21 protein-coding genes, 1 pseudogene and 1 riboswitch are annotated in these 17,969 nt (G+C 38.3%); of the genes and pseudogenes, 4 read left to right on the top strand and 18 right to left on the bottom strand.

Annotated elements, in window-relative coordinates; genetic code table 11:
- Positions 1 to 71 precede the first annotated feature (71 nt).
- The 7 genes from EDX97_RS02330 to rapZ are packed head-to-tail and all read right to left on the bottom strand — an operon-like array spanning position 72 to position 4,847.
- Complete coding sequence (locus tag EDX97_RS02330; RefSeq protein WP_128519575.1) at positions 72 to 680, bottom strand: hypothetical protein; 609 nt, start codon at positions 678 to 680, stop codon at positions 72 to 74.
- Positions 677 to 1,180 (bottom strand): Gx transporter family protein, encoded by a 504-nt coding sequence (locus EDX97_RS02325; protein ID WP_128519574.1) that lies wholly within the window; start codon positions 1,178 to 1,180, stop codon positions 677 to 679. The genes EDX97_RS02330 and EDX97_RS02325 overlap by 4 nt, the downstream gene beginning before the upstream one ends.
- Positions 1,180 to 1,551 (bottom strand): NusG domain II-containing protein, encoded by a 372-nt coding sequence (locus EDX97_RS02320; RefSeq protein ID WP_245977980.1) that lies wholly within the window; start codon positions 1,549 to 1,551, stop codon positions 1,180 to 1,182. The genes EDX97_RS02325 and EDX97_RS02320 overlap by 1 nt, the downstream gene beginning before the upstream one ends.
- Before the next feature lie 6 nt (positions 1,552 to 1,557).
- Positions 1,558 to 2,085, bottom strand: a complete 528-nt coding sequence (locus tag EDX97_RS02315; protein WP_128519572.1) for a hypothetical protein — start codon at positions 2,083 to 2,085, stop codon at positions 1,558 to 1,560.
- Positions 2,082 to 3,026, bottom strand: coding sequence for a DNA-binding protein WhiA (whiA, locus tag EDX97_RS02310; protein ID WP_128519571.1), 945 nt, complete (start codon positions 3,024 to 3,026; stop codon positions 2,082 to 2,084). Before whiA ends, EDX97_RS02315 begins: the two co-directional genes overlap by 4 nt.
- Entirely contained in the window at positions 2,989 to 3,990 is a 1,002-nt protein-coding gene (locus EDX97_RS02305) for a gluconeogenesis factor YvcK family protein (RefSeq protein WP_128519570.1), read from the bottom strand. The genes whiA and EDX97_RS02305 overlap by 38 nt, the downstream gene beginning before the upstream one ends.
- Positions 3,987 to 4,847, bottom strand: coding sequence for an RNase adapter RapZ (gene rapZ / locus EDX97_RS02300; protein WP_128519569.1), 861 nt, complete (start codon positions 4,845 to 4,847; stop codon positions 3,987 to 3,989). Before rapZ ends, EDX97_RS02305 begins: the two co-directional genes overlap by 4 nt.
- Before the next feature lie 69 nt (positions 4,848 to 4,916).
- Here rapZ and EDX97_RS02295 point away from each other — a divergent pair, with 69 nt between their 5' ends.
- Positions 4,917 to 5,420, top strand: coding sequence for an HAD domain-containing protein (locus tag EDX97_RS02295; protein WP_128519568.1), 504 nt, complete (start codon positions 4,917 to 4,919; stop codon positions 5,418 to 5,420).
- Positions 5,413 to 5,784 carry a VanZ family protein gene (locus EDX97_RS02290; RefSeq protein WP_128519567.1) on the top strand — a complete coding sequence of 124 codons (372 nt, stop codon included), beginning with the start codon at positions 5,413 to 5,415 and terminating at the stop codon, positions 5,782 to 5,784. Before EDX97_RS02295 ends, EDX97_RS02290 begins: the two co-directional genes overlap by 8 nt.
- A gap of 4 nt (positions 5,785 to 5,788) precedes the next feature.
- On the opposite strand, the gene EDX97_RS02285 is transcribed toward EDX97_RS02290, so the two are convergent.
- Positions 5,789 to 7,504, bottom strand: coding sequence for a putative glycoside hydrolase (locus tag EDX97_RS02285; RefSeq protein WP_128519566.1), 1,716 nt, complete (start codon positions 7,502 to 7,504; stop codon positions 5,789 to 5,791).
- 146 nt (positions 7,505 to 7,650) lie between these two features.
- Positions 7,651 to 8,013 carry a thioesterase family protein gene (locus EDX97_RS02280; RefSeq protein WP_128519565.1) on the bottom strand — a complete coding sequence of 121 codons (363 nt, stop codon included), beginning with the start codon at positions 8,011 to 8,013 and terminating at the stop codon, positions 7,651 to 7,653.
- Positions 8,014 to 8,051: 38 nt separating this feature from the next.
- Between EDX97_RS02280 and EDX97_RS02275 the strand changes: the two genes are divergently transcribed.
- The gene (locus EDX97_RS02275; protein WP_128519564.1) at positions 8,052 to 9,158 is read left to right on the top strand and encodes a hypothetical protein; all 1,107 of its coding nucleotides are present in this window, start codon (positions 8,052 to 8,054) and stop codon (positions 9,156 to 9,158) included.
- A gap of 3 nt (positions 9,159 to 9,161) precedes the next feature.
- Here EDX97_RS02275 and EDX97_RS02270 read toward each other — a convergent pair whose 3' ends face one another.
- The 9 genes and pseudogenes from EDX97_RS02270 to EDX97_RS11655 all read right to left on the bottom strand — a co-directional run bounded on the left by EDX97_RS02270 (position 9,162) and on the right by EDX97_RS11655 (position 16,114).
- Positions 9,162 to 10,328: a M15 family metallopeptidase gene (locus EDX97_RS02270; protein ID WP_245977979.1), complete on the bottom strand. Its 1,167-nt coding sequence runs from the start codon at positions 10,326 to 10,328 to the stop codon at positions 9,162 to 9,164.
- Positions 10,325 to 11,032 carry a M15 family metallopeptidase gene (locus tag EDX97_RS02265; RefSeq protein WP_128519563.1) on the bottom strand — a complete coding sequence of 236 codons (708 nt, stop codon included), beginning with the start codon at positions 11,030 to 11,032 and terminating at the stop codon, positions 10,325 to 10,327. The genes EDX97_RS02270 and EDX97_RS02265 overlap by 4 nt, the downstream gene beginning before the upstream one ends.
- A gap of 77 nt (positions 11,033 to 11,109) precedes the next feature.
- Positions 11,110 to 11,850, bottom strand: a complete 741-nt coding sequence (locus EDX97_RS02260; protein ID WP_128519562.1) for an amino acid ABC transporter ATP-binding protein — start codon at positions 11,848 to 11,850, stop codon at positions 11,110 to 11,112.
- 11 nt (positions 11,851 to 11,861) lie between these two features.
- Positions 11,862 to 12,587 (bottom strand): amino acid ABC transporter permease, encoded by a 726-nt coding sequence (locus tag EDX97_RS02255; protein ID WP_128519561.1) that lies wholly within the window; start codon positions 12,585 to 12,587, stop codon positions 11,862 to 11,864.
- A 20-nt stretch (positions 12,588 to 12,607) separates the two neighbouring features.
- A complete protein-coding gene (locus EDX97_RS02250) occupies positions 12,608 to 13,438 on the bottom strand; it encodes a transporter substrate-binding domain-containing protein (RefSeq protein ID WP_128519560.1) in 831 nt (276 codons plus the stop codon).
- Positions 13,439 to 13,509: 71 nt separating this feature from the next.
- A riboswitch (Lysine riboswitch) is annotated at positions 13,510 to 13,677 on the bottom strand.
- Between the two features lie 49 nt (positions 13,678 to 13,726).
- Entirely contained in the window at positions 13,727 to 14,566 is an 840-nt protein-coding gene (locus tag EDX97_RS02245) for a GYF domain-containing protein (RefSeq protein ID WP_128519559.1), read from the bottom strand.
- Positions 14,567 to 15,028: 462 nt separating this feature from the next.
- Positions 15,029 to 15,530 (bottom strand): annotated as a pseudogene (locus tag EDX97_RS11830) (ATP-binding protein).
- A gap of 47 nt (positions 15,531 to 15,577) precedes the next feature.
- A complete protein-coding gene (locus EDX97_RS02230) occupies positions 15,578 to 15,922 on the bottom strand; it encodes a hypothetical protein (protein WP_128519556.1) in 345 nt (114 codons plus the stop codon).
- A 48-nt stretch (positions 15,923 to 15,970) separates the two neighbouring features.
- Positions 15,971 to 16,114, bottom strand: coding sequence for a hypothetical protein (locus EDX97_RS11655; protein ID WP_183164236.1), 144 nt, complete (start codon positions 16,112 to 16,114; stop codon positions 15,971 to 15,973).
- 401 nt (positions 16,115 to 16,515) lie between these two features.
- On the opposite strand from EDX97_RS11655, the gene EDX97_RS02225 reads away from it, so the two are divergent.
- The gene (locus EDX97_RS02225; RefSeq protein WP_128519555.1) at positions 16,516 to 17,943 is read left to right on the top strand and encodes an IS3 family transposase; all 1,428 of its coding nucleotides are present in this window, start codon (positions 16,516 to 16,518) and stop codon (positions 17,941 to 17,943) included.
- Positions 17,944 to 17,969: the final 26 nt, after the last annotated feature.

Raw genomic sequence — 17,969 nt, 5'->3', positions numbered from 1 at the left:
TAGCTAAGTATATTGTAACTGCTTGTGAAGAATTTCGCAACCATTGTGAATAAAAAAATAGATGTCACAAATTATTGTGACATCTGCATTTGATCTAATTTTTTTAGGGTAGGATCCACCGATTGTATCAGATCTTGAATTTGATCTTTCACAATGGATTCATAGCCATACTTAAATGTATAATAAACAAAGATTCCAAAAAGAAGGAGCAAGAGCAGCCAAATGATCAAGAATGACAAATGAAATAAAAGCACCAATGGTATCAGAAGAATCACAAAAACAAAAGTAGCCATTTGGAGAATGCGTACTTTATAACGTTCTTCATATGTATGTAAAAGCAATGGAAATTCTTGAAGAAATGCTTTGGTGAAGCTATCTAATGGTTTATCGGTAAAAACAATGCCTTTATATTTCGCTGCACTTTTGGGATTCTTTCGAGCCAAAGTGACTTGTTGCATGCGCATGACAACATAACGTAAGGCATCTTCATTTTTTTCTTTTCGATATTTCCGGCCATACAATTCCATTAATTTCAAGTAATCCACATCATAAATGGTATCTTGGCTCATTTGTACACAGAGATCGTGTAATTGATTCATGGAATTTTGTGAATAGACTCCCAAACTATCTTGCATCAAGCGTTCCACTTGTTTGAGAGCTCCCATATATGGTTGCGTCATGAAATGATCCTTCCTTTCAATCGATCCAGCATCTTTTGAGATAATATCGCAACGACTAACCCACTAACGATTGATAATGCTAACAAGATGGGTAAAAAGAGCTGCATGAAATATTGTTGATAGATCCATGTGACCGCAATCACTTGTCCGACACTGTGGAAAGCAGCACCTAATATGGATATGCCATAAATGGAAAAGACTTTTACATCGGCAGCAATGGACATCGCTATCAAACTTAATAATCCACCCGATAACGAAAGCCAGAAGGCGACGCTAAATAACGTTCCTTGTAACAAGGCGCTCAAAAAGATGCGTCCGATACCGACGATCCACATGGATTTTTTATCATAGATCATCAAGGCAAACAAGCTGGCTAAATTCGCCAAACCAATCTTAAATCCAGGAACGATCATCACAATCGGCACAAAGCTTTCAATCAACTGTAATAAGATGCCAACGGCCATCAAAAAGCCTAAATTGACACTTTTTCTTGTATTCATCATTGAATCACCGTATCCTCATTGGAATCTTGTCCATCTTCAATTTGAACGACCGTTTCATTGGGAAGACAAACAATGGGGGTATTGGCATTGGATACATAGCCTTGTTTCGAACAGGTATGATGGGGACTGTTTTCTTGTCGGACTCGAACGGCTCCATCTTTTACTTGAATATGAACAGGGCCTAATTTCCCTTTGACGGTATATTCTTTATTTTGGGTTAGATCGATGCGTAAGACTTCTTTGTTGGCCACTTGAACAACTGCCACTTTTGATGTGGGAGCATTGTGCAATAAAGGAAAAATCAAACCAATCGAAAGAATCATGATACAAACGATCAATATCTTATCTGCCTTTGTCATGTCAATCATTATAGACTATTGAACGACGATATTCACTTTTTTTTCAACACTATTGCCAAAGCGATCATAAATTCGAACCGTTGTCGATTTGGTTCCGGTCGTGGATGTATCCACATCACTTTCATAGTTCACACCCGATAAATCACTGGCATCAAAGGCGGTTTGATAATCGGGTTCTTGGCCAACAGTACAGGTAATCTCAGTTGGCGAATTATTGACCAATGGAGCTTGGGTATCTTTGATCTTGATCTTAAATGGAATTTTGGTAGAACCATCAACTAAGGTAAAATCATAGGTTCCGCAAACCAAATAATCTTTGCCTTTATTTACAAACCGATTCTTTTCTTTATAGATTCCTTTTGATTGTGGTACGACTTCCATTTTGTCGGTATTATACTTATCGGCATTTTTGATATATAACTTTGGATTGCCATACACATCGGCTCCCAATTCATAGGTAAAGGTATGTTTTTGTAGTTCAACCGAACTGGAACATCCCGTCAGCCATAGACTTAGAGCCAATAGTAAAATGAATTTTTTCATACGGATTCCTCCTGAATCGATGCAGCCATCTCTTTGATTCGATTCAAACGATGCTTCATTCCCGATTTCGATATAATATCGCCATAAGCACGATACACTTCTTCACATAATTCATTCATACTGGCATCGGGAAATTGTTTACGAATTTCCATCACATGTCGAATTTTTTCCGAAATATCGACCTTTTGGGGATTGGCTTCCAAAATCGCAATCGCTTCTAATTGTTTTTTAGCTGCTTTTTGGGTCTTCATTTCGTTGGCCACTTCACAATTATCCAAACGCGTCATTTGATTAAAGAAGTCACGTTGGATCCGACTGTCTTCAAATTCAAACAGGGCTTGACTGGCATTGCATAGGCGCAAGAAATCAGCGATTTTATCACCGGCTTTTAAATAAACCACTTCGTATTTTTTCCGTTTGGTGATTTTTGCGGGCAAATGGTAACGTTCCATCAAATGTTGAACGGATTGAGCCAATTCGCTTTCGGTGGTTGACATTTCCAGATGATAATTGGCGGTTTTGGGATCATTAATCGATCCACTGGCTAGAAAACAACCACATAAATAAGCCCTAGCCATTTTATCAGAACGAATCAATCGACCCAGTGGTTTATAGTGAATGCCAGTATCGGTCAGAATGCCGAGATCATCTAAAATTTCACTGGCTTTATCATAGATTTCTACACGATACATATTGCTTTTTTTTAAGCGCATATTGCGAATGACGGATAATCGGGGATTCACTTCATATACTTGTTTCAACATTTGAAACAAATGTTTGGCAATTGTTGCGTTTTCGGTTTGATAAGAAACAGACATTCCTCGAAAGTTCATATGCATGCTTGCGCGCATTTGAAAGAGGGCACAAATTTGTGCCCGTGCTTGATTTCGATCGGTTGGTTCTTTACAGATTTGTTTTTTCACTTCGCTGGTAAAGGACACGTAGATCCTCCTTACTATCTATCTTTTCCAAGATTTCGGCCACCGCTGTACAAACTGCTTTCGGGTCATGACGAATGCGTCCTTGGACATCAAATTGTACCAATAATCGTTGCATAATGCCATAGTCATGTTCGGTTTCTTTGATTTCCACTGGATAGGAATGCTGTTTCGCATACGTCTCCAATATGGGTCTTGGGATATACGATTGATTCACGACCACAAGATCAACAGCGTCTTTAAAGGAATGTTTTTCTAAGGCGCGAATATGGTCTTCTACACTATACCCATCGGTTTCTCCTTGCTGGGTCATCGCATTACAAAAATATATCTTTGGACATGGATTATCATGAATGGCTTGACTAATTTCGGGAATGATCAAATTCGGGATGATCGAGGTATACAACGATCCAATTCCATAGATAATCAAATCAGCATCACGAATAGCTTCCAGTGCATCCAAATAGGGATGGACTTTTTGTTGGTAAAAGACTTTATTGATGTTGTTGTGGGCTTTAGGAATGGATTCTTCCCCACGAATCATTGTTCCATCTTCCATCATCGCATACAAAGTCACAATATCTAAGGTACTTGGTACGATCTTCCCCCGTACATTCAAGACATGGCTAATGGCTTCAATGGCTCCCATAAAGGATCCGGTAATGTCCATTAAAGCCAAAAACATCAGATTCCCTAAATTATGTCCCCCAATATCTTTATTGCCACTGAATCGATAATTCATCAGTTCGGCAAATAACGATTCATCTTCGACATTGGCCATGGCAGTCAAGACATGGCGAATATCACCAATTGCAGGAACATTATACGTTTGGCGTAATCGGCCGGTGCTGCCACCATTATCAGCAACGGTAACAATGGCCGTGATATTGGCATTTTCCAGTTTTTTCATACCGCTCAACATACTGGAAAGCCCCGATCCGCCACCAATTACGACTACGTTTTTCATCCGATTTCTTGATCTCCGATATCGCGATGGCTTTTAAAGCAACGATAGGTATCTTTATAGGTATCGTATAACCAGTTACAAATGGTCACAGAGCGGTGTTGTCCACCTGTACAGCCAACGCCAACAATCATATGGGATTTGTGTTGTTCATTATAAGCTGCAAACACAAAATCACAGTAAGCTTTCAAACGAGTAATAAAATCTTGGGTTTCTTGCGCCATCATGACATAGTCATACACGGCTTTATCATTTCCGGTTTTCTTTCGCAATGCGGGTTCATAAAATGGATTGGGTAAAAAGCGTACATCAATCACTATATCCGCATCCATGGGGAGACCATGTTTAAAGCCAAACGATTGAAAAGTAATCGTAAATTTGGCAGTATCATTGCCTTTAAAGCGATTGCGAATCCGCTTTGCGAGTTCGGATGTTGACATCTTGGTCGTATCAAAATGAATGGTTCCTTTTTGATTGCCTTGCATTTTATTGAAGTAATCCCGTTCCAATTCAATGGCTTCTTCTAACGTCGTAGCCATACCATTGGCAATCAGGGGATGTCTTCTTCGCGTAAAACGATAGCGTAATAATAATTCTTCATCGCTACAATCTAAGAAAATAATCTGGATATCCGATGAAGTGTCATCGAAAAAGTTAAAAAAGGTCATATAATCAATCGCACTAACGGATAATGCGATATATTCGTATTTTTGTTCTTTTTGTAAGACATTTTCCAATTGAGGTAATAATTCTTTAGGAAAATTGTCAATACAATAATAGCCTAAATCTTCAAGGGCGTTCATAGCACTTGATTTTCCAGCGCCAGACATGCCTGTTAATAGGACGATATGTTGCTTCATGTGAGTTCCTCCTATGTTTCTATTCTATCACAGTTGGAAAAGCGTTGAGTCTCGGTTACAATATTTTATATGCGAGGAATTCTTTTTTTAGATTTTGATGGGGTCATTAATCCCTATATGTATAAACAAGAGGTCAAGCCAGATCGAAAGAAATGGTTGCGTATATGGAAGCATCCAGGCTTTTTACACATCCCGACTTATACGATTGGTCAGGTCAATACGAATTTCGATGTGGATGCTTGTCGATATGTCAAAAATCTTTGTGATCGGTTTGATTTAAAAATCGTTGTGACCTCTTCTTGGAAAGAATTTTATTCTTTGAAGCAAATCAAAGCGTTATTGAGTTTGCGTCAATTGGATACATATGTCATCGATACAACTTCAAAAGAAAATCAATCCCGTCCTCATAAGATTCGTGCTTATATTGAAGCCCATCATATCCAAGTGTATCTTGTATTGGATGATATTGATATGCGTGCTGATTTTCCAGGCCATTGTATCAAGACATATAATTTGTTTTCTAAAGAACAATATCAATTAGCGATTCAACTATTGGAGGTGCAACATGCGTAAGCTTGTGTGGAAACTTCTTTCGATATTGGTGATGATCCTAATTTTCTGGTTTTCCAATCAAAATGCGAGTGCTTCGAATCTGCAAAGTGGTTGGTTTTATCATTTATTTCATGGGCATATACAGGTGTGGTTCATTCGCAAGGCAGCGCATATGTCTATCTATGCTTTATTGGCTTTTTGTGTCTATCAGGCACAAGAAAAACCAACCATTAAAACAACGCTTGGGATCGTTATCCTTTATGCTTGTACAGATGAATTCCATCAACTCTTTATTCCGGGTCGAAGTGGCAGTCCCATCGATGTAGGCATTGATACCTTAGGGGCCCTGATCCTTTTGGGCCTATATAAAAAACTGAGCAAATGATTGCTCAGTTTTTGATCTTACTATCAACAAAACCTTTTTGTACACCTTTTAGATCGTTGGGATCCCCATTGCCAAACCAAATTAGATAGCCTTCAAATCCAGCTTTATTGATTCCTTTGATTTCCGCTTTGACGTCGCTTGCATCAAATGGACTATAGGCTTGGATCCAAGTTCGATAGATAGCTTGGGTGCCAATTTCATCCATTTGTCGCTTCGCAATGGTGGAGAACTTATACAAGGTTTTCTTTGGCACCGCGGTTGGATCGGCAATATCCATAGCGCCTTGAGAGAATAAATCGGTATATGGCATCGGACAAACGACATCAACAACATTCGCAATGGCTGGGAAGAACTGGCCAATATCTTGGTCATCTTGCACAACGATCGGCCATGCGAAAACATCGGCGGCCACATATACATGATACGGACTAATCTGATCTTTTGCGTATGTAAAGAAGCCTTGAATGGCAGCGGCCTTACTTTCATTGTATGTATTGCGCATATTCAAATCATCTTTTTGACTGGCTGTACCATCTGGAAAACGGCAATAATCAAATTGAATTTCATTGATGCCCATCTGGGCAATTTCTTTGCAGATGTCCACATTGTACATCCAGGCTTTGCGTGAATAAATACTTGGCCAATATTCATCATTGATTTCAATAAAGTTGCCCTTTTTATCCACAATGGCTTCTTTTTTATTTTGTTTCGCAAAAATGGAATCTTTAAATGTGACACATCGTGCAATCATGTAATAGCCGGCATCTTGAAATTCATGAATCAAATCTTTCAATTCTTGTTTTGACATGACAGATCCCGTCAAAGCTTCAGATGGTTTGGATAAATATTTCTTGGGAACATCACTATCATAGAATAGATTTCCGCCATCGCCTTTACATTCAATGGTAATGGAGTTGATTCCGGTTTTTTTGATCAGTGATAAATAATATTTTTTATGATTTTTTAAGTTACTGAGAGAAACATGAACCGAATTGATATCCGTACGAATCGGATTGTCTGCATACCGAGAGGCCGGTTGTGGTTTATAATCGATTTGATCAACATAGGCATCTTTGGAGTATCCCTTACCATAATAATCATCCCAATAGGTTGAATACGTAATGTCTTGGGCATAATTGGCAGTGGCAGCACTTTTGGTTGTTTCAACATGCGCTCCATTGATCCAATATTTTTTACCATTTTTCTTGACTTGATACCATTGGATACGACCGGTCTTACGATCTAGGTCTTCCGTTTTGACGGAAACGACTTTCACTTTTTCGCCTTTACGAACCACCATGTCCGAAAGCTTTCCTTGTTTATTGATCAATAAATTTAATAATCGTCGAGGATACACATATTTAATTTGAATCGCATCTTCTAGATTATCAACTAAATGATCATTATCTACGGTCAATGTCTCGTTTTTATATACGATAGTTGATGTCTTTTCACCCAATTCGCGTAGTTCAACTTCCGATCCTCGTGGAATTGATACAACACGTTGCCCTGCTTCATCATTTTTAGCGTAATAAGATACGGTTACTTCCAAGGTATCTCCGCTACAGGCAATGTAGCGTTTGGGATGGATCAAAGCATCCACTTGCGGAACACAAATAACTAAAGCGAAAATCACCAAGACCGTAATAAAGAGACCTTTTTTATGATGACGATAACTTTCTTTCAGCATTTGTAATCGCTTTTGATTCTTCTTATTCATAAACTTATACTATCATAGTTTGCGAAAACATGCTATTTTTGGCGATTTTAGACCGATTTTCTCTGTCTTATTTTCACTTTTGACCCATCTGGTCCCATTTTTCGCAACGAAAAAAGACGAATGGAATGTCATTCGTCTTCCAACGTTTATTTATATACTTTTGCCAAGAACTTCTCACTGTTGACAATACAGCGTGTATGTTCCCCTTTACCAATACATGTATCGCCTTGATATGCTTTCACTTCATAATGAATAATACGTCCTTTTTGTTCAGTTACTGTGGCTTGAATGGTAATTTCGGCGCCAAGTGGACTTGGAGCATCATGTGTCACATTCATCGCAATACCAACACTGGTTTGTCCTTCTTCAAGTTCCAAACACATGCATGCGGCTTGTTCCATCCAAGCAATCATCTGTGGGGTAGCTAAAACGTCCAAGGATCCACTTTTCATGGTAGAGGCTAAATGTGCTTTTTCTACGATTGTATGTAATGTTACAGTTTGCTTCATATTTTATCTCCATTTCTATATATGATATAATAAATCATATGAATAATGTCAATCAACAAGATTTGATCCTGTATCGAAATTGTCGAAGACGTGTTGAGCGACGCCTATTGATTACGCTTCTTTTTTTGATTGCTTATAGTGTAGGTGTGGCTTATGCCTTAAATACGGCTTTTTTAAAAGTGGATGCCAATGGTTTTGATGTGTTGTTATCTGGTATTTTACTTTCGCAAGTTGGTATTTATATGGTCATCTTTATCTTATTAACAACGGGATCGAAAATATATCGTTATATCTATTGGGTAGCTTTTGCTTTGTCGGTAGCCATGTTGTATGTGCCTATTTCCACGGCCATTACCGATATGGGACATTTGCTTTCGTATTTGGTTTTACTGGTTTGCATGATCGTAAAGCTACAAGTCTTATGGAGTACGGGCGATTATTTAAAAAATAATCCGTCTTCAAAGGTCTTTTTTGATCATATCGTTGAAGTCGATGAAAATGGCAATTTTGAAGATCCTCGTTTTGCCAAAGATCTAGCGAAGCAACAAAAGAAAACCATATCACAATTGAATATGGGAGAAGATGATACCGTACAAGTCGTAGATATGGAGCAGCCACAAGTGGAATTGCCTCATCAAGAAATTGATGATGAGGTATCGGAGGCTTTGGTCGAGACCTTAACGTATCAAAAACTGGCCGTGCGTATTGGTATTGTGGTCTATAGCAGTTTAGGGCTATTCCCTATTCTCATTCAAATCTTTCATAGTTTGTTTGCCAGCAATGATTACCAATACATTTTTGCCAATCATGATATGTTTGTATCCTGCCTGATTAGTGCAATCTTATGGACCGTTCCGGTTTTGTTCATGTATTATGAACACCCCAAATCGAAACAACTGGTCAAAGCTTGTATCTTAGGTGAGCTGATTCGCATTGCTTGTTATTTGCCAACGTTTATTGGCTATATTCGAGCGGAAGATACTACGTATCCAGTACGAACGTTTATTTTCTATATTGCTTTTGATGTCGTTCGTTACTTATTGCTAGGAATGACCATTCGACCTATTTTCAAGATGGATCCACCCGAACCCAAAAATGACGATGATGAATACGACAATGATGATGAATATGAAGGTGCCGAGTAGAATCTACTCGGCATATATTATTTTGGTATCAAAACCGTGATGTAAAATATATTCTTCTAATGTCCAATTGTTTATATAGCATTCTTTCGCAGCTTTCTTTCCAACATAACGATAATGCCATGGTTCATTCGAAGTACCCGTTATACTTGTTTTGGAAGATGGATAACGAAGAATGAATCCATATTTATAGGCATTCTTTTTCATCCATTGATATTCTTTCGTTTCACCAAATGTCGAATACTTTCCATCTACGACACTTTGACTGGTCATATCAACGCCTAAGCCCAATTGATGTTCGCTATATCCTGGTTTTGCCACTAAACTATCGGCTGTTTCCGTATCATACATCGCATGATATTCATTATATAGTTCTTCTTGTTGCGTATAAGATCGATAGGCACTGTTGATTACCAGTTCCAAGCCTTTTTTCTTGGCCGCCTTGGCCATTTTTTCTAAAGCCGTGGCCGCAGCCTTACGCATTTTATTCGGTGTATCCGCAGAAGCCGTAGCCACATTTACGGTAACCAAATCATTGGGCACATAGTTTTTCGAAATACCATAGCCATCTTTCACTAAAGTCAAATACGAAGGATTGGCAATTCTATAAGTCCGTGTCATCTTATTTTTGGAATTGATCTGCGCATGAGAAATGGATAATATGGTAGCCAATGGCTTTTTCCTGGAAGCTACATATTTTTTCAGGTCTTGTGCCACAAAGCCATTGATCTTTATATATTTTTTTGCCGTGGTATAAGACACTTTGCTGTTGGCTAAAGCCCTCATAGCGGAAAGAGACATATGTTGTTTCATCAACGAACGAATCGTATCCATCGAATAACCCAGTTTTTTCAGGGATGGAACCACTTGATAGACACCATCGACATACGCAATGGTCTTGGCTTTCGAAAGTCCGGTTTGTTGATGAACGGTGGCATAGTCATAATAATGTTGATTGTTTTTCTTGGTATCCCATGCATCGATATCGATTTTTTTATCTAGATAATGCGATATATCATCACTTTGCAGGATCACGGTTTGTTGATCAAAGGTATATCCAGCATGCCACAGCTGCAAGCGCGTATGGTTAAATAAACCAATACATAATACCACAACGATACCTACCAATATGGCACGATTCCGTCGTGCTTTCTTTTTGTTGATTTTTTTCATTGATTCCCCCAATATTCTTCTAATGTCCAATTCTTTTCAAAACAAGTCTTCGCTACCTTTTTTCCTACATAGCGTAGATGCCAACTTTCATAGTTATAGCGTGTCACCTTTTCTTTCTCTTTGGGATAACGCAAGATAAATCCATACGTATGCATATTTTTTAAGATCCAGTTATAGCCTTTGTAGTTTTCAATTTCGTTAAAAGGATGATCATTAAAGGTAATATCAACTGCTAGTCCGGTATTGTGTTCACTTTGACCTGCTCGGGCAAAATACGCATCGGCATAGTCTTGCCCATACGTTTGGGCATTGGTTGTCCATAAATTCAATTGATAATCATACGTTCGATATCCCGAAATGGCAACGATCTTCACATGTTTTTTACCCGATTTCACCATTTTTTGAAAAGCGGAGTTTGCCTCTTTTCGTAAATAAAGTTCATCACTGTTGCATCCGGTATCCCCTACAGTACAAACACTGGCTATTGATTCTAAATCATTGGGTTCATACCCTTTTGGCAAAGCATAGAATTTATTGACCAAATAGGCTGGATCCGTATCTTTTTTCACACTATCCGTATGTGCACAATCTTTGGCTTGTGAATATACACCACCTGCTCTTAAATATACACCATCTGCTCTTAATTGAGCTTTCTCTGCTTTGGAATAAGGTCCACATCCGCTCAAAACCAAAGCGCAAATCATAAATAACCATATTTTTTCATATCTCTTCCCCACTCTTGGTATTCATTATAACAAAAAAACGTCGTATTTCTACGACGTTAGCGATTTGAATACCGAGATAAGAATTGTTTTGTTCTTTCCTCTTTTGGATGGCCAAATAACTCTTCCGGTTCTGCCGCTTCAGCAATGACACCTTGGTCCATGAACACAACATAGTCACTGACTTCACGAGCAAATTGCATCTCATGAGTAACCACGACCATGGTCATTCCTTTTTTGGCTAGATCTTTCATGACATCCAATACACCACCAACCATTTCTGGATCCAGTGCACTGGTTGGTTCATCAAATAAGATGACATCCGGATTCATACACAAAGCCCTGGCAATGGCAACTCGTTGTTTTTGTCCACCCGATAGTGTAGTACTTGCGGCATGAGCAAAGGATTCCATACCAACGGTTTTTAGATGTTCCATCGCAATCTTTTCGGCTTCGGCTTTGGAGCGTTTTAAGACTTTGATTTGCCCTATAGTACAATTATCCAAAACATTTTTATTATTGAAAAGATTGAAACTCTGAAAAACCATACATACTTTGGATCGATATTTCGTGACATCTAAGTCACCACCTAAGATATCTTTTCCTTCATAATAGATCTTTCCGCCATCGGGTACTTCCAATAAGTTGATGCAACGAAGCATCGTACTTTTCCCCGATCCCGATGAACCAATGATCGTCACGACTTGTCCCTTGGTGATTTGGAAGTTGATATCATTCAATACTTGGAGTTTACCAAAGTGTTTTTGTAGATGTTCGATTTTAATAACTGTATCACTCATTTTGATTCCTCCTAGACATTGGCTTTAAAGGACACTTTGTCGGTGTGATTAATTTTCTTTTCGACATAGTTCAAGATGATCGTCGCAATAGTGGTTAGAATCAAATAGAGAATAGCAGTTACCATATAGACTTCAATATAACGCATGTTGGATCCGGCAATCGAAGTGGCTTGGAAGTAAAGTTCCGTAACAGCAATGGCATTCAACATACAACTATCCTTGATATTGACAATCAATTGATTACCAAGTGCCGGAAAGGTATTTTTGATGGCTTGTGGGAAGATGATCTGCATCATCGTTTGCGTATTGGTCATACCAATAGATTTAGCAGCTTCTGTTTGGCCTTTATCAATGGACTGAATACCTGAACGAATGATTTCAGCCATATAGGCACCCGTATTGATAGAAATGATAAACATACCAGCCGTAAAGCCTGTCCATCCCAAAGCTGGCTTCAATAAATAATACAAGAATACGGCTTGTACCATCATTGGTGTTCCACGGAATACCCAAACATATAAACCAGTAATAATGTGGCCTAAATGTTTGAAAAATCGCGTAATTGGTTTATCAAATGGATCAATGTCCACGGCATGAATAGCGCCGACAACCAATCCTAAAAGTAAACCAACTAAGGTACCAACAATGGCAAATTCCATTGTTAAACGAATTCCGTAAGCAAACATGGGCCACGATTTTACTAATGTTTGCCATGCATACGCAAAATCAATTTGCATTCTATCTACTCCTCACTTTATTAGTCTTCTGTAGGTGCACGCTTAACAGCATCTTCCATCAATTTCATTCGCTCTTCTTGAGAGATAGAATCCAAAGCTTTCTGCACTTTCTTGAAGTATTTTGTTTTACGTGTTCCATTCTTTAAACCAATGGATACGGATGTATCATTATCAAATCCTTGGCCATCGGCAAAATGTACGATGGTCAAATCTGGGTTGGCGGATACGATACCATTGGCAACTGGTAATTCAGCTGGAATACCATCGGCATCACCATTTTGTAGAGCAACCACCAATTCTGGATACGTTGCTTTTGGTGTCTCGTGTTTTACGCCATTGATCTGATCAATGATCGTATCATAGTTTGTATTCTTTTGTCCCATGACTTTTTGTCCAGAGAACTGTTGAATACTCGTATAACCGGCTTGTTCACTATTTGCACGAACGATCATGACGGTTTCACTTTGATAATAAGGTGTTGTAAAATCGATTCCTTTTTCACGCTTCTTATTGGCGGTCATACCGGCAACGATGGCATCGATTTCACCCGATTCAACAGCTGGTTGTAAACCATCCCAACTAATTTTCTTAACCACCAATTTCTTACCTAATTTTTTCGCAATTTTACGAGACATGACAACATCATAACCATCACAATAACCAGCTCCACTGCCTAATTTGGAAGCTGTAGATGATTTCTTACTTTGTTGCCAGTTAAATGGTGCATAGTTGCATTCCATACCTACTGTAAATGTGTCTGAATCTGCACTTGAATTGGAAGAACCACTGCCACAACCCACCAAAGACATGCTTAAGGATGCAACCGCGATTGCCGTTAATAATTTTTTCATTTCTCTCTCTCCTTTTTCTACAAATGAAGAAAAAAGGCTATGTGTTATCTTCACATAGCCTACATGCCTTGCTTTCAGATAACGCCTCTTCTGCAACGAAGGAGTGAACTAAGTATTTCTTAGAACCCCAAGAAATAAAATTGCCATTTTATTTCTTTCGGCGATGATTACCTTTCTGAAACTTCACCGTCTGCCAACTCCATTTCATACTCTGACGCATCGCTGCCTCTATCTTCATCTGATTTACCTCAATATTATAGAACAGTGAATCATATTGTCAAGGATATATTATGCATCTACCCTATGATTGATGTTATCCTGGATAATGGCATAAGCTACAATAGATAGTCCAAAAATACTTAAGATCACATATAATAGAGCATTATTGTTATACACATCTTCAATCTGATTCAGGTTTTTAGCAACTTTGTACAAGAAATAAATGCCATAGATACCAAGGGTAATAAACGAAAAAATCACCACTTGCGCCGGACTTGTATCTTCTGGATAGCCATTGGACCGAAGCAAGGTATTCATATCACGGGCAATACTGTATTGCCAATATATAGCGTAGATTCCACAAGTAAAAATACTCAATAGGATGCAAGAAAGTATACTTCGATGCTTGATGAATAAAGATTCATTGGATTGCATCTGTGGGTACATGGATTGACTATATAATTCCGTATGATTTAAGGTATCCCAATCCGCCATACCTTCTCGCCAGACATAGGTGTTAGCACCAATAGTATTATTGGCTAAAAAACCATTCATTTGCGCTTTGGTGTAGGGCCCATGCTGGTTTTGGTGAAGATCGATGAAATACCATCCATCCACTTTTGTTTCCTGAGATTCACCAAAAGCTAAACCCGAAACTTTTAGGGACTCCCAATCGGATTGTCCATCATGCCATACATAGGTCAAATCGTTGATACGTCCCGAATCATAAAATTCTTTCATTTGTGATTCCGTAAAAGGCCCTTTGGATTCATTATTTTCGACAAAATACCATTGGATATTTGGGTGTGCTTCTATCGTTTCGGCTGGTTGTATATCGACTGGTTGTCCACAATTGGGACAAAACTTTTCTGTTCCATTTAATTCATGACCACAATGTGTACACTTCATAAGAATTCCTCCACATGCATTTTCTATAGTATAGCATAGGTTAAACTCTTAAATAACAAAAGAAAAAGGGACTGTAACGAATAGAAGCATTTTCGCATTGATCTATGAGCCAAGCTACTCCCCCAAAAAAAGTTAGCTCAAAAATCTAACAGATGGGAGGCAGCTTTTATCATAGCAAAAGCCAACAAAACACATTCGAGCATCTTCAAACTGTCAAATCCATAAGAACTGCGATAATATTTGTCAACTGAAAACTGACCAACTATTCATTCTCGAATCGAAGATATTCATCCTGAAACGTGATGAAATATCTTCGATTTTTTCTGAATACTTTAATAGCTATTGATTGGTTGTTGAACCATTTTTTGAATTCCAATTCTTTGTTGCCAGAGTTCTATAACTATCTCCAGACATGTCAATCAGGTAAGACATGTATGCCAGTCTGTCAATGATTGCTCCTGTTTATACCTGGTCTTTGAACACTTCATTCCACCAATCAAATGTCAGATTGGATGTGATGATCATGGCTCCTTTTACATTTCGGCTGGATAACAGATTGAACAATATCTCTCCTCGTTCTTGGTCGAATGTGCAGTATCCCAGCTCGTCCAGTATGACCAGGTCATAGCTTTCAAATTTTCTTTTGTACATCGTTATTTGATTTTGATTCATTGCTTCTTTCCGTTCTATCAAAAGGGTCGGTATGCTCACAAACAATACTTTCTTGCCCTGCTGACATGCTTCTGTTCCCCATGCGATGCTCAGTGCCGTTTTGCCTTCCCGGATTGCCAATCAATATGATATTCAGCTTATTGTCGATGAATTCAAGCGTCTCCAGTTCATGAATTTTTTGTCGTATCTCTATGCTTAGATGTTCTTTTTGATAATCCTGCAAGATCATCGGATAGAGAAACTTTGCCCGTCTTATCCTCGTCTTTATACTGTTTCTGGTTCGGAGTTCCACTTCATTTTTCTACAGTTCTCCCAAAAAATCTTCAAAGTTCATATCTTTTAATCGTGCCTCTCTAGCGCATTCTTCATATTGTCATAGACCCCTTCCTTGAAAGATCCGCCAAGCATCTCGAAGAAACGTACATGTGAATCCAGGAAGACATCCATCTTCGAATTGCGATACAGATAGGCCCAGCGAAATCCGGATGCAGGACAGACCAGGACGGCCAGGTATCCTTTTATATTCCTGCCATCGATAATCAGTCTTACTTCGCCAAAATCGTATTCAAATCGGTCACAGTAATCATATTCCTGTTTAATAAAAGCTTCTTTTTTTTCATCTCTAATGACTCGCAGCCGATTTCGTATCGTTGTTTCACCAATATCAAATCCCTGATCGATCAACAGCTGGTAGATCTGCCTGTCATTTAAGGCCTGCTTATGGCCCGGTCCCTAGCGTCTGGTCCTGTTTTCTTCATCGGTCAGGATCTTACGCAGTTGGATATCCATTCCTTCGGAATACTTTCTGGCAGTTCGTCTTGATGAATTATAGGACGGATCATCGATCAACGTTTCAATGATCTTGTGTGTGTCCACATTTGGATCAAGTTTTAATAGTTCCTACAGATTGCTGCAATAGGATCTTTCGTACTTTGGAATCGTATTTCTGGAAACACCAAATGTCTTGAAAATCTTATTATCATTCCATCCCTCCTTCTTCAATCGAATGATTTCCTACTTTTGCATAATCGTTTTCATCTCTTTTTTGCCTCCTTTTGATTATAAAAACCCATTAAGAAGCATAATAAAAAAACTGGTCAATTTTGAATTGCGACTGTAGTGAACCCAGAAAGTTGGACAAAATGAAGTTCAACAGGAGGGTTCACTTTTTCTATGAAATTGACAGAAAAACAGAAAAAAGAAATTTATCAAAAACNAGTGTAGTGAACCCAGAAAGTTGGACAAAATGAAGTTCAACAGGAGGGTTCACTTTTTCTATGAAATTGACAGAAAAACAGAAAAAAGAAATTTATCAAAAACGTAAAAACGGGAAGACCGTTTCTTCACTTTCTGAAGAGTACGAAGTAAATAAATCGCGTATCAATTATCTTATTCGTCTGATCGATGCACATGGTCTGGAAAGCACGAAGCATTGTTCACATCACTATGCTTCAGAATTTAAATTAACTGCAATTAATAGAGTATTAATAAATGATGAAAGTATAACGTCTGTATCTATTGATCTTGGATTATCAGACAAAGGCACTTTAACAAGATGGATTAAAGAATTCGAAGAAAATGAGTATACTGTTGTTGTAAAGAAACGAGGGAGAAAGTCTCATGAAAAAGAAGACGAACAATCTGCAAGCGGAGAACAAAGCACTGAAGGAAGAGAATGCAAAGTTACGCAAGCAGAACGAGATTCTTATGATACGGCAAGAATACTTAAAAAAATTAGATGCCTTAGTTACGGCAAAAAAAAAGCGAGAAAACAAGAAATAGCACAGGCAGTAACGGAGCTAAGGCAGGAAACAAAGCGTTCATTGTCATTTATATTGAATGCGATCAACAGTTCAGATACACTGCCGCATATCAGTAGAAGTGATTATTATTACTGGTGTACTCATTCGGATCCAGATTGGAAATATGATGAACTGATGAACAGGATAATAACCATTTTCTATGATCATAAAACACGATATGGATATAGACGAATAACACTGGCTCTATCAAATGCTGGATTCCATGTAAACCATAAATTAATACAACGATTGATGAACAAAATGGGATTAGCCGGAGCAACACCACGGGCGAAATATCGGTCATATAAAGGAGATATGAATGGGACAGTAAAGAATTTACTGCTAGATAAGGTAGTGGATGAAGAAGAACATAAAACATACTACACTCGCAATTTCAAGACAAAGACCGTCAACGAAAAATGGACAACCGATGTTTCGGAATTTCATATAGCAGCCGGCAAATTGTATCTATCTCCAATCCTGGATATGTATAGTCATGAGATCGTGTCATATAATTTATCCACAAGCCCTAACTTTGCACAAATAACAGACATGTTGGATAAAGCATTTCAGAAACATCTCAATCTGGACGGATTGATCTTCCATTCTGATCAAGGCTGGCAATATCAGATGCAGGCCTATCATAAAAGACTGGAAGAGAAAGGAATCATTCAATCCATGTCAAGGAAAGGCAATTGCCTGGATAACTGTGTCATGGAAAACTTTTTTGGGAAGTTGAAAAATGAAATGTTTTATGGACATGAATATGAATTTACAACAATAGATGAACTACGCAACGCAATTAAAGAATACATAGACTATTACAATACAGAGCGCATACAAACACGATTAAAAGGCTTGACCCCTTGCCAAGCAAGAAATCAAGCCTTAATCTCTATTTAGCTTTGTTCAAAATTTGGGGTTCACTA

The organism is Absicoccus porci (assembly GCF_003725415.1).
In the GTDB taxonomy this organism is placed as follows: domain Bacteria; phylum Bacillota_I; class Bacilli_A; order Erysipelotrichales; family Erysipelotrichaceae; genus Absicoccus; species Absicoccus porci.
Note: the sequence above shows the minus strand (reverse complement) of the source record. Positions and strands in the feature narration are given on the sequence as shown.

Coding starts and splice junctions, on each gene's coding strand:
- EDX97_RS02330 (WP_128519575.1), bottom strand. CDS start 680: ATGACGCAACCATATATGGGAGCTCTCAAACAAGTGGAACGCTTGATG.
- EDX97_RS02325 (WP_128519574.1), bottom strand. CDS start 1,180: ATGAATACAAGAAAAAGTGTCAATTTAGGCTTTTTGATGGCCGTTGGC.
- EDX97_RS02320 (WP_245977980.1), bottom strand. CDS start 1,551: ATGATTGACATGACAAAGGCAGATAAGATATTGATCGTTTGTATCATG.
- EDX97_RS02315 (WP_128519572.1), bottom strand. CDS start 2,085: ATGAAAAAATTCATTTTACTATTGGCTCTAAGTCTATGGCTGACGGGA.
- EDX97_RS02305 (WP_128519570.1), bottom strand. CDS start 3,990: ATGAAAAACGTAGTCGTAATTGGTGGCGGATCGGGGCTTTCCAGTATG.
- rapZ (WP_128519569.1), bottom strand. CDS start 4,847: ATGAAGCAACATATCGTCCTATTAACAGGCATGTCTGGCGCTGGAAAA.
- EDX97_RS02295 (WP_128519568.1), top strand. CDS start 4,917: ATGCGAGGAATTCTTTTTTTAGATTTTGATGGGGTCATTAATCCCTAT.
- EDX97_RS02290 (WP_128519567.1), top strand. CDS start 5,413: ATGCGTAAGCTTGTGTGGAAACTTCTTTCGATATTGGTGATGATCCTA.
- EDX97_RS02285 (WP_128519566.1), bottom strand. CDS start 7,504: ATGAATAAGAAGAATCAAAAGCGATTACAAATGCTGAAAGAAAGTTAT.
- EDX97_RS02280 (WP_128519565.1), bottom strand. CDS start 8,013: ATGAAGCAAACTGTAACATTACATACAATCGTAGAAAAAGCACATTTA.
- EDX97_RS02275 (WP_128519564.1), top strand. CDS start 8,052: ATGAATAATGTCAATCAACAAGATTTGATCCTGTATCGAAATTGTCGA.
- EDX97_RS02270 (WP_245977979.1), bottom strand. CDS start 10,328: ATGAAAAAAATCAACAAAAAGAAAGCACGACGGAATCGTGCCATATTG.
- EDX97_RS02265 (WP_128519563.1), bottom strand. CDS start 11,032: ATGATTTGCGCTTTGGTTTTGAGCGGATGTGGACCTTATTCCAAAGCA.
- EDX97_RS02260 (WP_128519562.1), bottom strand. CDS start 11,850: ATGAGTGATACAGTTATTAAAATCGAACATCTACAAAAACACTTTGGT.
- EDX97_RS02255 (WP_128519561.1), bottom strand. CDS start 12,587: ATGCAAATTGATTTTGCGTATGCATGGCAAACATTAGTAAAATCGTGG.
- EDX97_RS02250 (WP_128519560.1), bottom strand. CDS start 13,438: ATGAAAAAATTATTAACGGCAATCGCGGTTGCATCCTTAAGCATGTCT.
- EDX97_RS02245 (WP_128519559.1), bottom strand. CDS start 14,566: ATGAAGTGTACACATTGTGGTCATGAATTAAATGGAACAGAAAAGTTT.
- EDX97_RS02225 (WP_128519555.1), top strand. CDS start 16,516: ATGAAATTGACAGAAAAACAGAAAAAAGAAATTTATCAAAAACGTAAA.